The organism is Planosporangium flavigriseum (genome assembly GCF_011947225.1).
In the GTDB taxonomy this organism is placed as follows: domain Bacteria; phylum Actinomycetota; class Actinomycetes; order Mycobacteriales; family Micromonosporaceae; genus Planosporangium; species Planosporangium flavigriseum.
In genome coordinates, this window is sequence record NZ_JAATVW010000004.1 from 142,448 (window position 1) to 155,726 (window position 13,279).

The 13,279-nt window shown below is 67.5% G+C and carries 11 protein-coding genes, 1 tRNA gene, 1 pseudogene and 2 riboswitches; of the genes and pseudogenes, 5 read left to right on the top strand and 8 right to left on the bottom strand.

The window, feature by feature from the left end; translation table 11 throughout:
- Positions 1-350 precede the first annotated feature (350 nt).
- Positions 351-651, top strand: a pseudogene (locus tag HC028_RS28840) (site-specific integrase); the annotation flags it as partial.
- A gap of 85 nt (positions 652-736) precedes the next feature.
- On the opposite strand, the gene HC028_RS07755 reads toward HC028_RS28840, so the two are convergent.
- From HC028_RS07755 to HC028_RS07790, 8 genes are all read right to left on the bottom strand, one after another.
- Positions 737-807, bottom strand: a tRNA-Gly gene (locus HC028_RS07755).
- Positions 808-844: 37 nt separating this feature from the next.
- Positions 845-1,336, bottom strand: a complete 492-nt coding sequence (locus HC028_RS07760; RefSeq protein WP_168074570.1) for a pyridoxamine 5'-phosphate oxidase family protein — start codon at positions 1,334-1,336, stop codon at positions 845-847.
- Positions 1,337-1,468: 132 nt separating this feature from the next.
- Positions 1,469-2,446 carry a C40 family peptidase gene (locus tag HC028_RS28410; RefSeq protein ID WP_168074572.1) on the bottom strand — a complete coding sequence of 326 codons (978 nt, stop codon included), beginning with the start codon at positions 2,444-2,446 and terminating at the stop codon, positions 1,469-1,471.
- A gap of 56 nt (positions 2,447-2,502) precedes the next feature.
- Positions 2,503-2,643, bottom strand: a riboswitch (cyclic di-AMP (ydaO/yuaA leader).
- A 413-nt stretch (positions 2,644-3,056) separates the two neighbouring features.
- Positions 3,057-4,058, bottom strand: coding sequence for a C40 family peptidase (locus tag HC028_RS28415; protein ID WP_168074574.1), 1,002 nt, complete (start codon positions 4,056-4,058; stop codon positions 3,057-3,059).
- Positions 4,059-4,069: 11 nt separating this feature from the next.
- A riboswitch (cyclic di-AMP (ydaO/yuaA leader) is annotated at positions 4,070-4,211 on the bottom strand.
- A gap of 253 nt (positions 4,212-4,464) precedes the next feature.
- Positions 4,465-5,493, bottom strand: a complete 1,029-nt coding sequence (locus HC028_RS07775; protein ID WP_168074576.1) for a hemolysin family protein — start codon at positions 5,491-5,493, stop codon at positions 4,465-4,467.
- A complete protein-coding gene (locus HC028_RS07780; RefSeq protein WP_168075132.1) occupies positions 5,486-6,835 on the bottom strand; it encodes a hemolysin family protein in 1,350 nt (449 codons plus the stop codon). Before HC028_RS07780 ends, HC028_RS07775 begins: the two co-directional genes overlap by 8 nt.
- Before the next feature lie 160 nt (positions 6,836-6,995).
- Positions 6,996-9,182: a (Fe-S)-binding protein gene (locus HC028_RS07785; RefSeq protein WP_168074578.1), complete on the bottom strand. Its 2,187-nt coding sequence runs from the start codon at positions 9,180-9,182 to the stop codon at positions 6,996-6,998.
- Positions 9,183-9,413: 231 nt separating this feature from the next.
- Positions 9,414-9,695 (bottom strand): cell division protein CrgA, encoded by a 282-nt coding sequence (locus HC028_RS07790; RefSeq protein WP_168074580.1) that lies wholly within the window; start codon positions 9,693-9,695, stop codon positions 9,414-9,416.
- Positions 9,696-9,922: 227 nt separating this feature from the next.
- Here HC028_RS07790 and HC028_RS07795 point away from each other — a divergent pair, with 227 nt between their 5' ends.
- The 4 genes from HC028_RS07795 to HC028_RS07810 are packed head-to-tail and all read left to right on the top strand — an operon-like array spanning position 9,923 to position 13,272.
- Entirely contained in the window at positions 9,923-10,723 is an 801-nt protein-coding gene (locus HC028_RS07795) for a DUF881 domain-containing protein (RefSeq protein ID WP_168074582.1), read from the top strand.
- 10 nt (positions 10,724-10,733) lie between these two features.
- The gene (locus tag HC028_RS07800; RefSeq protein ID WP_168074595.1) at positions 10,734-12,314 is read left to right on the top strand and encodes a class E sortase; all 1,581 of its coding nucleotides are present in this window, start codon (positions 10,734-10,736) and stop codon (positions 12,312-12,314) included.
- Between the two features lie 5 nt (positions 12,315-12,319).
- A complete protein-coding gene (locus HC028_RS07805; protein WP_168074597.1) occupies positions 12,320-12,622 on the top strand; it encodes a hypothetical protein in 303 nt (100 codons plus the stop codon).
- Positions 12,623-12,627: 5 nt separating this feature from the next.
- A complete protein-coding gene (locus HC028_RS07810; protein WP_168075134.1) occupies positions 12,628-13,272 on the top strand; it encodes an aminodeoxychorismate/anthranilate synthase component II in 645 nt (214 codons plus the stop codon).
- Positions 13,273-13,279 lie beyond the last annotated feature (7 nt).

Below are 13,279 nucleotides of genomic sequence, written 5' to 3' on the forward strand. Positions count from 1 at the left end.
CAACTGGGCTCAGCGACCGTATCGAGCGCCCTCTGCGCGCTGTCAATTCCGAGCGGCAACTCCGGGCAGTTTGTCCTTCGATGTCCGACCGTTCGGAGGAGCCCAAACGCCTTACCAAAGACAACCTAAAGGTTCACTGGCATACGTCGATTCGTAATTATCTTGTTACGCACAGCGTTTGGTTTATCTATTTCAGAGGGTCGCTTGTGGACCATGTTGGGGCGCCCTGGCCGGGCGCTGCCGGATCCCCGCGAGCCTTGTGAAAGTAGCGGTTGTCCGACGGCGGGGTCAGCAGGTCTCCCCCCGCCGCGCCGACAAGAAGCGACTATCCCGCTCGGCCCAGTCAGCCTTGGCCGGCGACCGTCGCGGAGCTCGGTCGTCCCGGTCTGCACTTCCACGACCTTCGCCACACCGGGAACACGCTCGCGGCCGCGACCGAGACGAGCCTGCGGGACCTGATGGCGCGAATGGGCCACGACCAGCCCGGACGCCGCGCTGATCTACCAGCACGCCACGAGCGCGGCGGATCGGGCGATCGCGAAGGCACTGGGCGAGACGATGACAAAGTGGCCGGCGATGACGACCAGGGCGATGACGACCCCGCCGACGGGGCGGCCGGCGCAGTGGCCCGGGCGAGCTAGTGGCCCGTAGATGGCCCGTAGAGATCGAATGGCCCTCGGAAACATCAAAGGCCCGGGCCGGGATCATGTCCCTGACCTGAGCCTTCGAGCAAGAGAGCGGGTGAAGGGAATCGAACCCTCACTGTCAGCTTGGGAAGCTGATGTTCTGCCATTGAACTACACCCGCAAACGGAGCGGCCACTACTCTAACCGACTCGGCCACCTCAGTGCACCTCGCATCCGACAGTTTGCCGTGGGTCGCGCCAGATCTGGTGATGCAGCGACCTCTCCTGAGCGGCCGAGCCGGCCAGCCTGGAGTGACGCACGACCATGGCGACATCGATACTGAACTCGAAGAGCCGCCAGTCGACCAGCGGCTCCGCCCGCATCTCCGCGGCGTAACGCTGCACCCGTTCAGGATCGGTGACCAACCGCGCCAGGCCCGACACGTACGCCTCGTCGTCGGTGATCTCGGGAGGAAATGAGTGCAGCGCATACCGCCCGTCGCGCTCGAGGTCACGGCGCTTCGGCGAGTCGATGACGAAGCAGAACAGGCCGTCGTGCGTGATGAACGGCGACACCGGGTGGATCCGCGGGCCGCCGTCGGGCCGAACGGTCGCCAGGTAGCCCAGGCCGGGACCGTACTGATGGACCAGCGCGTGGATCGACGCCGCAAGCTGCGGCGCGGCGACGGCGAACTGCGACCAGGAAGCCATACGGAAAGTTTATCGAACACATGTACGAGTTGGGTACCGTTCCTCGAACGGATGACCGACCTTCGGTCAAAGCAAACGGGGTGGCGACGCGGCTCCCGCCGCACCACCACCCCGCCAGGGACCTGTGAGCCGTCAGCCCGGCCGGCCGAGCCCGGAGATGGGCATCTGATCCATGCGGACCATCCGGACCACGTCCCCGGAGGTCGGCGCGTGCAGCACCCAGCCATCACCGACGTACATACCCATGTGGTGCATGTCGCCGAAGTAGAAGACCAGGTCGCCTGCGCGCAACTGGTCGCGGGTGACGCGCTTCGTCTGCTGGAACTGCGTCACGGTGTAGTGGTAGAGGCTGACCCTGCCGCCCGTGGCCTGCTCCCAGGCCCACTTGGTGATGCCCGAGCAGTCGAAGACGTTCGGACCCTCCGCGCCGAAGACGTACGGGCGACCGATCTTCCCGCAGGCGATCTGGGCGGCCTTGGAGCCGATGCTGCCGTCGTAGGTCGCCGGGCACGGGGCGGGGCGCTGACTGCCGGGCGCGATCGTCGTGCCGTACGCGTCCAGTCGCATCTTGTTGTACTGGGTGATCTGGTCGTTGATCGTCTTTTCCTGCTCGGCGAGCTGCTTCTCCTGCGCCGACAGCTTCTTGACGAGTTCGTCGAGCGGCTTCTTCTGCGTGTCGTACTCTTCCTTGGCCTTGGCCACGTCAGCGATCCGCGATCGCTCGCTCTTCGCCATCGCGTCGAGCAGTGAGAGCTGGTCAGCGAGGGTCGTCGGCTCGCTGCTCGTCAGCAGGGCGTTCAACGCGGACGCCTGGCCCTTGATGTACGCCCGCGCGGAGATCGAGCTGACCCGCCCCATGGCGAGGTCGACCTGCAGCTGCAGCGGCCGGATCCGCTCGGCGAGCTGTGCGGCCTTGGCCTGATTCTCGGCGAGCTGCGCCTTCACGTTGTTGTGCTGCTCGATGAGCGGCTCGAGCTTGTTCCAGGCCGAATCGATCTGAGCCTCGATGTCACCGGGCGACGCGGGCGCAGCGTGGGCGCTGGTCGACAGTCCTAGCGCGATAACCAGTCCGGCACAGACCGCCCCAACCGTACCGAAGAATGCACGCACGGGTTTCAGGCGCGACCCGGAAGGCCGCATCGTATGCAATTCCACCGGGGTCCGGCTCCTTCTTCCTGACCGCCTACCGGGTTAGCTGACGGATTCGGGCGGGAAGTGTCGCCCTACCGCTGCGGACAGCGGATTCACCCCGATGTTGTGGTTGGGTCCCCGGCTCGTGGACATCAACGATTAAGCGGTGCCGCATGGCGCACCCGCTTTGAGTACGGACTTCCATCCGGCAGAAACACGCTATTGGCCACCAAGGGTTGTGGCAAGTCCCGAGCGCCCCCGAGCGGATGGTGCCAATGCCCGCGATCCATGAGCCGTCTGACCTGCTCATCGACGGGGCGAGCCAGTTGAAGGTCGTCACGGAGCGGATCTTCTTCATCCACGGAGCGCATTGTGTCACTTGCCACAACGAATGGCGGTTGCACGACCGGAGGCACATATGAAATGCACTGACTGCAACTAAGTGCGAGTCTGTACATTTAGGACATTGAATGCATGACTGGGTAGCGACCGGTTCCACAGAGTAAAGAGACAAAAGCACCAAGAGCGCCGGTGGCAGCATCGCCACCGGCGCTCTTGCGGTCGGGTTGCCGCGATCGGGGTACCGCGATCAGCCCGGCCGACCGTACCCGGATACGTTTTTGGCGTAGTAGCCGGCGAGCTGCACCATCCGGACGTAGTCGCCGGTGTGCGGGGCATGGACCATCCAGTTGCCGCCCACGTAGATGCCCACGTGGTGAGTGTCGGAGCCGAAGAAGATCAGGTCACCCGTACGGAGGTCCGCCCGGCTGATCCGCCGCGACTGGGCCCGCTGGGAGCTCGCCAGGTGATCCAGGTTGACGCCCGCCGCGGCCCAGGCAGCCATTGTCAGCCCGGAGCAGTCGTACCCGCCGGGGCCGGCCGCCGCCCAGATGTACGGCTTACCGATCAGGCTGCACGCCTTCTGCGCGGCCTTGCCGCCCGCGCCGCCGGTGTACTCGACCGGGCAGGCGACCGGCTTCAACGCACCGGTGGCGGCGCCGCTCGACCCGTACGCCTGCTGCCGCAGCCGCTGCAACTGATTGATCTGGTCCTCGATCTGCTTCTTCTTCGCCGCGAGGTCGGCATCCTGCCTGGCCTGCTGAGCGATCAGGGCCTCGAGTGCCCGCTTGTCGGCCGCGTACTTGTCCCGCATCGTGGCGACGGCGCTGATCTGGGCGTACTGCGTACGCGCGATCATGTTCAGCGTGGCGAGCTGATCGGCGAGCGACGTCGGCGAGCTACTGGCCAGAACCGCATTGACGGTCGATCCGCGGCCACCCTTGTAAACACCTGCCGCGATGTCGCCGACCTTCGACATGGCGATATCGACCTGGAGTTGAAGTGGCTGCAACTGCACCTGAAGGGCCTGCGCCTTGGCCTTGTTCGCGGTGAGCTGGCCGTGAACGGCGTTGTACTGCTCGATGGTGGGTTCTAAGGCGTTCCACTTCTGCTCGATCTGGGCCTCGATGTCGCTGGGCGTCGGGGTGGGATCGGCGTAGGCCGGCGTGAACGAGACGAGAAGTACCGCGGCGCCCGCAACAACGGCGGAGGCGACGGCACGAAGTGCTGTGAACACACGTTTTGGTGCCACCGGAGTCTGGCTCCTTCTTCCCTGACCGCCTACCGAGTTAGCTGTCGGGCTCGGACGGGAAGCACGCCCTACCGCGGCTGGGGGACCGCGGATTCACCCCGAAGGAAATATTTGGTTTCCCGGTTCGCTCGCGCGATTCGGCGGTGTCCGGCCGCGGTCGCTGGGGGGGGAAGACGACCTCGGTACGGTCGGACGGTACCCGAGAGTAGTGAAGGTCATGTGTCGCAAGCAAGCCAGCGGCCAACCCTATTCGCAATGCACCCGGATGAATACCGACGGTGGCTGAAACCGGTGCGGCGTAAGGGTTTTCAGCGCGGTCTCAGTTACTGAATTCGATGCAACCGGTTACCCAAATCGATATCTGGCGTCACCCAGGCCGAGACACTCGTTTACTTTCCTCGATGGCCTAGACAGCCGGACTCGAGGCCGGAACCAGCTCACCGACCACCGCGTTCAACACGTCGTCGAGAGTCACGATGCCCAGTGGCCGTCGGCCGTCACTGACGAGCACGATGTGGCGCCGCTCGCGCCGCATCGCCAGCAGTAGCTCCGCAAGGGTGCGGTTCGGCGGGACAACGGCGAGCGGCCGGATGATCTCCGGCGGAATGGGCGCGCGCCGCTGGGGTCCGACGATGCCGAGGACGTCCTTGACGTGCACGAAGCCCAGCACCCTCCGACTGGCCCGCTCAACGACGGGGAACCTGGACCGGCGGGTACGCGTGGCGAGCACCTCCAGCGCCGCCGGTGACACGTCCTCGGTCACCGTCGTGACCCGCGACCAGGGTCGCAGCGCATCAGCGGCGGTGCGTTCGTTCAAGGCGAGCGCCCCGGTGAGGCGCGCGTGCTCCTCCGGATCGAGCAGGCCCTCCGTGCGCGCCTGGCCGACGAGGCCGGCCAGCTCCTCGGCCGTGAACACGGTCTTCACCGCGTCGGTGGCCTCGATGCGCCACAACCGCAGGATCACCCGGGACGCCCACCGCATCGCGACGAGCACCGGCTTGGTGGCGACGCAGAACGCGTACATCAGCGGGCCGAGCCAGAGCACGGCGCGCTCCGGGCCGGCGAGGGTGAGGTTCTTGGGCACCATCTCGCCGATGACGGTGTGCGCGTACACCACGACCCCGAGGGCGAAGACGAACGCGACCGGGTGCGCCAGGTCGTGCAGGCCCGCCGCCTCGAGGGGCCCGGTGAGAAGGTGCGCGAACGCGGGTTCGGCGATGGCGCCCAGCGCCAGCGAGCAGATCGTGATGCCGAGCTGGGAACCCGCGATCATGAGCGGAATCTCGTTCATCGCCCGTAGCGCCAGCCGAGCCGCCCGGGACGTCTCCGCCAGCGGCTCGATCGCCGTACGTCTGGCCGCGATCAGGGAGAACTCGGCGCCAACGAAGAACGCATTGCCCAGCAACAGCAGGATCGTAATCAGGATCTTAGTCATCGGTGGGCTCCGCCCGCACGACGCGCACCTGCTCGATCCGGCGCCGCTCCACCTCGACGACGGTGAACTCCCATCCGTCCTCGACGAAGCTCTCCCCGGCGACCGGAATGTGGCCCAGCCGCGCCATCAGGAAGCCTGCGAGGGTCTCGTACGGGCCTTCGGGCAGCCGGAAACCGGTGCGCTCGGCCACTTCATCCTCCCGCAGCACCCCGTCGACCAGCCACTCGTGGGCGCCACCGCCGTTGGCAGCCGGAAGGATCACGTCGTACGTGGTGGCTTCCTCCGGTGGCGGCGCGACGTCGTGCTCGTCGGCGATCTCGCCGACCAACTCCTCGACCAGGTCCTCCACGGTCACCACGCCGTCAGTGCCGCCGTACTCATCGACGACGATCGCCATGTCGGCTGCGCTCGCCCGGAGGGCGTGCAGCACGCCGTCGAGATCGAGGCTCTCCGGCACGTAGATCGGCTCGCGCGCCACCGCGGCCACCCGGGTGGTCGCTCTCCGCACCGGGGGTACGCCCAGAGCATCCTTGACCGTGGCCACCCCGGTGACGGTGTCGAGCGTCTGCTCGTACACCGGGAATCTGCTGTGTCCGGTGTCGCGCGCGGCGGCGAGCAGATCCGCGACGGTGGCGTCGGCGCGTAGCGCCTCCACGTCGACGCGGGGAGTCATCGCCTCCGCGGCCCGCTTGTCGCCGAATCGGATCGTGCGGCGCAGCAGTACCGCGGTCTCCGCCGGCAACGCCCCGGCCTGGGCGGACATGGCGGCGAGCAGGCCGAGCTCCTGCGGTGAGCGGGCGCTCGCCAGCTCCTCCTGCGGCTCCACGCCCAGCCGGCGGACGATCCAGTTGGCCGTGCCGTTGAGCGCCTTGATCATCCAGGCGAACACCCGGGAGAAGACCCGCATCGGCCCAGCGGTCGCCCGGGCGATCGGCATCGGGCGCGCCAGGGCGGCGTTCTTGGGCACCAGCTCACCGAAGAGCATGGAGAAGAGGGTGGCGACCACGAGGGAGAGCACGTGGGTGACGCCGGTGGTGGCGGTGCCGGCGACCGGGTGTACGAGCGGCCTGAGCAGGTTGGCCAGCGCCGGCTCGGCCAGGTAACCGGTGAGCAGCGCGGCGATCGTGATTCCCAGCTGGGCACCGGAGAGCTGGAAGGACAGCTCGCGCAGTGCGTCGCGGACCGTACGCGCAGCACGGTCACCCGCTGTGGCCGTCCGATCGATCTCCGCCCGGTCGACGGTCACCAGTGCGAACTCAGCCGCCACGAATCCCGCGTTGGCCGCGGTGAGTAGGAGGAACGCCAGGAGCGGTAACAGCGTCGTCAGTAGTGTGCTGTCGATGATCTCTCACCTCGGACCCAATTGTTCCATGAGTCCCCAGTTGCGTCCGCATACGTGGCGGGCGTGTGCGGAGCGCATATTGAGGAGGGCGCCCCCCTCACGGGATAGACCGTAAGAGGGGCGCCCTCCTCAGCAAGCGGGGAAGATCCCGGCTGGCCTGCTACTCCGGCTTGAGCGACCGCAACAGGACGGTCGCCACGTCGACGACCTCGACGTCGGTGCTCGCCTCGCCGACCGACTTCTTGGCCGTCACGCCGTCGCCGATCATGGTCAGGCAGAACGGGCAGCCGACCGCCACGGTCTGGGCGCCGGTCGCGAGGGCCTCCTCGGTGCGCTCGATGTTGATGCGCTTGCCGATGCGCTCCTCCATCCACATACGGGCACCACCGGCGCCGCAGCAGAACGAACGCTCGGCAAACCGCTCCATCTCGGTCACGCCCGCCGAAGCGTTGCCGTTGCCGTTGGCGCCGACCGCCGCCTGGAGGACCTCCCGCGGGGGCTCGAACACCCGGTTGTGGCGACCGAGGTAGCAGGGGTCGTGGTAGGTAACGCCGCCTTCGATCGGCTGCACCGGGGTGAGCTTGCCCGAATCGACCAGGTGGGCCAGCAACTGCGTGTGGTGCACGACCTCGAAGTTCCCGCCGAGCTGGCCGTACTCGTTGGCGAGGGTGTTGAAGCAGTGCGGGCAGGTGGCGACGATCTTCTTGGCGCCGGCCTCGTTGAGCGTCTCCACGTTCTGCTGCGCGAGCATCTGGAAGACGAACTCGTTGCCGATGCGGCGGGCCGGGTCACCTGTACAGGTTTCGCCATCGCCGAGAATCGCGAAGCTGACGCCCGCCTCGCGCAGCAGCGTGGCCACCGCGCGGGTGGTCTTCTTCGCCCGGTCCTCGAACGCGCCGGCGCAGCCGACCCAGAACAGGTACTCGAAGTCGCCGCCGTCGGCCACCTTCGGCACCTCGAAGCCGAGGCCCTTGGTCCAGTCCTCGCGGGTGTTCGGCGCGGCGCCCCACGGGTTGCCCTTGTTCTCCAGGTTACGCAGCATGACGCCGGCCTCACTGGGGAAGTTGGACTCGATCATCACCTGGTAGCGGCGCATGTCGACGATGTGGTCGACGTGCTCGATGTCGACCGGGCACTGCTCCACGCAGGCGCCACAGGTGGTGCACGACCAGAGCACGTCCGGGTCGATGATGCCGCCGTCGGCTTCGGTACCGATCAACGGGCGCTCGGCCTCGGCGAGCGCCAGCACGTTGACGTTCGCCAACTGCTCCTGGGTGGCCTTCTCCTCACCGGTGAGGTCCTTGCCGCCACCGGCGAGCAGGTAGGGCGCCTTGGCGTACGCGTGGTCGCGCAGGCTCAGGACGAGCAGCTTGGGTGACAGGGGCTTTCCGGTGTTCCACGCGGGGCACTGCGACTGGCACCGGCCACACTCGGTGCAGGTGGTGAAGTCGAGCAGGCCCTTCCAGGTGAACTGCTCCACCTGGGCGACACCGAACTGGTCCTTCTCCGGATCGGCCTCTTCGAAGTCGAGCGGCTTGCCCTCGCTCAACATCGGCCGCAGGCCACCGAGCGCGGGCTTCTCGCTCGCCGTGCGCTTGAAGAAGATGTTGAAGAACGCGGAGAAGCGATGCCAGGCCACGCCCATCGTGATGTTGAGGGAGATCGTGATGAGCCAGGCCATACTGATCAGGATCTTGACCACCGCGGTGAGGGTGACGGCGGTGTGCGCGGCGTCCACGGACAGCCCGCCGAACGCGGCGCCGAGGGCGTGCGAGACGGGGGCCACCGCGACCGAGTACGGAAGGTCTCCGGCCGCCGCCTTGAAGCCGCGGATCAGGAAACCGCAGATCAGGACGCCGACGATCGTGTACTCGACGTAGTACGCCTGCCACATGGTCGAGCCGGTGAAGCGGGACCGGCCGCCGGTCCGCGTCGGCAGGTTGCGCAGCCGGATTCCGATCAGCACCAGGATGCCGATGAAGCCGAGGACACCGATCCACTCGGTGACGAACCCGTAGACCGCCCAGTGACCGATGATCGGCAACTCCAGCTTCGGGTTGACCACCTCGAAGTAGGCGCCCAGGACCAGCGTCGACAGGATGACGAAGCTGACCATGACGAACCAGTGCGAAACCCCGACCACGGTCCACTTGAGCATGCGGGTGTGACCAAGGATCTCTTTGAGCATGGTCGCGGTGCGCTGACCCTTGCGCTCGAAACGCTCGGGGTCGGGCTGGCCCAGCTTGATCACGCGGACCATCTGACCAACCGTGCGGACCGCGAGGACCACGGCAGCGACGGTCACCAACGCCGCGATGATGGTCGAGACGATCTGTACCGGTCCCATACCCGGGCCTCCTGGTTATGCCTGGTCTCCAGAGCGGAGCTTAGTCGCTGGGTTACCCACAAGTAACATGACAGCCGCCACAGTGACCATACAAACCAAACCACCCGCCATGCCAACAAGAGGCATATGGGTGGTTTGCCCGTTCCTATGCACAGTGTGGATGAGGCTGTGGAGAACTACACCGGTGTAGTACGGCTGTGGCGTCGGCCGTCAAGCCGTTAAGCCGTCACACTACCGCCATTTGGACAGCAGGATCAGCGCGCCGATCATGGCACCGAACCCGATCGCGAAGTTCCAGTAGCCGATGTTCGCGAGGAACAGCAATGCCGGCGCGTCGACGAAGCCCTGCGTCAGGTAGAACAGCACCATCCACGCTATGCCCAGCACCAGCAGCGCCACAGCGGTGGCCGGCACCCAGACCGGGCTCGGTCGCTTCGACGCAGCCGTGGACTGCGGACGCAGCTCGGCTGGCGGCGTGTAGACCTTCTTCTTACGTACTTGGGACTTCGGCACGGCGCTCTCCCGGGGAGGATCGTCTCGCAGAACACTATGCCAGGCACCCATGCTGGTGACCCTGAATAATGTTCTCCGATTAGCGTAATCAAGGCGGCACGTCAACGGCGGGAAGGGGCACCGTGAGCGCGAGGAGCGAGGATTCCGGGCCCATCCGCGCGGAGCGCCATGGGGCTGGAAGCCTCGGAGAGCGGAGCGAGCCCCGCAGTCGCGAACAGGTTGAGACCGTGAGTGAGGATCCCTCGTCCTGGGGGCGGGCGCTGCGCCGTGCCGGTTCCGCGCTGCTACCCCGCCGGCCCGCCGACCGGCGCCAGGGCTGGTCCCTACTCGTACCCGTGACGCTCCTCTGCGCCGGAATGCTGCTCACGACCACGGCGAACACGGCCAACGGCACCGACCTGCGCAATGACCGCCGGCCGGAGCTGGCCAGCGTGATCACCACCAGGAAGAGCGAGGTAGCGGCCGCCGAGCGGCGGGCTTCCGCACTGCGGCGTGAGATCGAGGCACAGACCAAGGCGCAGGCCGGCTCTGAGGCCCCGGTGGCCGAGCAGCGCGCTCGCGGCGAGGCCCAGTTCGGACCGGCCGGATTTGTAGCTGTACACGGACCGGGAGTGACCGTACGACTCAATGACGCGCCTCGGCGTGCGGACGGCAGCCGACCCAGTGCTTCGCCGGACGACCTTGTCGTCCATCAGCAGGACGTACAAGCGGTCGTAAATGCATTATGGTCCGGCGGTAGCGAGGCAATGTCAATCATGGGAGTCCGGGTGATCTCTACCAGCGCGGTACGCTGTGTCGGCAACACCCTGCTTCTGGACGGCCGGGTCTACTCACCCCCGTTCGTGGTGACGGCGATCGGTGACCCTCGGTCGCTCCAGCGCGCGCTCGACGCGTCGGATGGCGTACGTGCCTTCCGTAGCGCGGCGACCGACTTCGGCCTCGGCTACGAGGTGAAGGTGGAGGGAGACGTCACTGTGCCGGCGTACGAGGGATCGGGCATCCTGCGATCTGCACGGCGAGCGTCGTGAGGTCCCCGCGATGATGGACCAGCCGCGCCAGAACGGTCACCGGCCGCGCCACAGCGCGTCCGACGAGGACCCCACCGCCACAGCATTCCTGCCCCGGGTCGCCGACGACTCCGCTCAGCAGGTGGCGAGGGCCCGGCAGGCGATCTCGCCGCAGCCCATGCCGGCAGCGGCGACGCCGGCTCAGTCCCCGCCGCCTCAACCCGTGCCGCCACAGCAGGCTGTCGTACCCGCGGAGGGCACGCCGATGGATGGGCCCGCCCCACTGCCCAAGCGGACGGCGGAGGCGCGCGGCGCCCGGCCCGTCAGCCCAGGGATCATCTGGAGCGTCGATCCCACCGAGGATGAGCCCACGGCCATCCACCCTCCGATACCACAGGAACTGCCGCGTCGCGTGGTCAAGCGACCCGTGACCGGCCCAGCCGCCGCCCGCGTGGCGCCTGAGCCGGCCCGCTCCGCTCGCGCGGAGCCGGTGGATCCACCGACGCTGGGCGGCTTCGGCGGTGCGCCGGGGCTGGTTCAAGCCGCTCCGTTCGACGCGCCGACCGCCGTGATCCCCACTGTTGCGGCGCAGGCCCACTCCGCCGCCCCCGCTGACCCGGAGGCGACCGCGCTCCTCCCACGGATCCGGGCGAACGCGGGCACGCCGCAGCCGAACGCCGTGCTGCCTCAGCGGGAACCGGACGCCGACGCCACCGCGGTCATCCCGAAACTTCGCGCACCAGCAGCCAACGGGGCAGCCACCCCGGTACCGGCTGCGGCCGGTCCGTCCTCGGAAGACAGTCCCGCGGCCGACAAGGCCGAGGAACTGCCGCGCGGTGTGAAGGTCGTTCCGCTGCGGCCCGTCCGCACCGAGGAGGGCTACCGCAGCGTGTACTCACACTTCACCCGGAGAACCCCCGCGACCGTGTTCCGCGAGGTCGTGCGCGGCGTGGGCGAACTGTGCATCACCCTCGGTATGATCCTGCTGCTCTTCGCCGCGTACGAGGTCTGGGGCAAGACCGCGGCGGTCAACGCCCACCAGACTGAGCTGGACAAGCAGCTCGCACAGGCTTGGGACCCGTCGTCCTCACCCGCCGTCGGCCCGACCCCGAGCGCCAGTGCCAGCTCGTCGGCGAGCGCGCTGCCGCCGCCGGACGGCAAGGCCATCGCGCGGATGTACATCCCGCGGATGGGCAAGCAGTGGATCGTGGTGCAGGGAGTGACCCCGGCGGACATCCGGTTCGCGCCCGGGCACTACCCGACCAGCGCGATGCCGGGCCAGGTCGGCAACTTCTCGGTGGCCGGCCACCGTACCCCCGCTATCTTCTGGGACCTCGACCAGGTCAAGGACGGTGACGAAGTCGTCGTCGAAACCAAGGACACCTGGTACGTGTACCGCGTGAACGAAAGCCACATCGTGCTTCCGACCGCTGTCGAGGTGGTCGCGCCGGTGCCCAACCAGCCGGGTAAGAAGCCCACGCAGGCGATGCTGACCATCACCACATGTAACCCGAAGTTCAACAACTACCAGCGGCTGATCGTCCACGCCGTCCTGGATCCGAGCCAGACCCGCACCCGCGCCCAGGGCCGCCCCGCCGTGTTGGGGAGCTGAGCACGATGTACTCCTGGATCTGGCGCCACCTGCCGTTCGGCCTCCCCGGCCGGATCATCGGCTCGCTCCTGATCGTCGGCTCCGTCGCCGCGCTGCTCTGGTACCAGGTGTTTCCCGACATCGAGCAGTACATGCCGTTCACCGACGGGCAGATAGCCGGCACGGCAGAAGGCGGCGAGGCCCCCTCCGGTGCCCCCGGAGGCGCTGACGTGGTCACTCCCCCGTCGGCATCTCCCGGACTCCCGCCGCCCGACGTCATTCCATACTCGACCGTCTCCAACGAACCCGCACCAACAGCGACCAGGTGACTTCCTTGCGTGTCCTCGTCATAGACAACTACGACTCCTTCGTCTTCAACCTGGTGCAGTACCTGGGCCAGCTCGGTGTGGAGTGCCTCGTCCGCCGTAACAACGAGATCTCGCTGTCCGAGGTCGGCACCGTCGGGGCCGGCGGCATCCTGCTATCCCCCGGCCCGGGGACCCCGGAGCGGGCGGGCATCTGCATGTCGGTCATCGAGGAGTACGCGGGAAAGCTGCCCATCTTCGGCGTCTGCCTGGGACATCAGGCGTTCGGAGCCGCGTTCGGCGCGACGGTCGAGCGCGCGCCGGAGCTGCTGCACGGCAAGACCTCGATCGTGCAGCACATCGGCGCCGGCGTGCTGTCCGGCCTGCCGGACCCCTTCACCGCGACGCGATACCACTCCCTGGCCGTCGTCGAGTCGACGCTTCCGCCAGAGATCGAGGTGACCGGACGGACCGAGTCCGGCATCGTCATGGCAATGCGCCACCGGACGCTGCCGATCGAGGGCGTCCAGTTCCACCCCGAGTCAGTCCTCACCCAGGGTGGCCATCTGATGCTCGCCAACTGGCTCGCCGCGTGCGGGTACCCGGAAGCGCTGGAGCGTGCGCCGCGGCTGGCCGCCCAGGTCGAGGCCCGGCGGCTCGCCGCTTTCGTTTAAGCCAGCG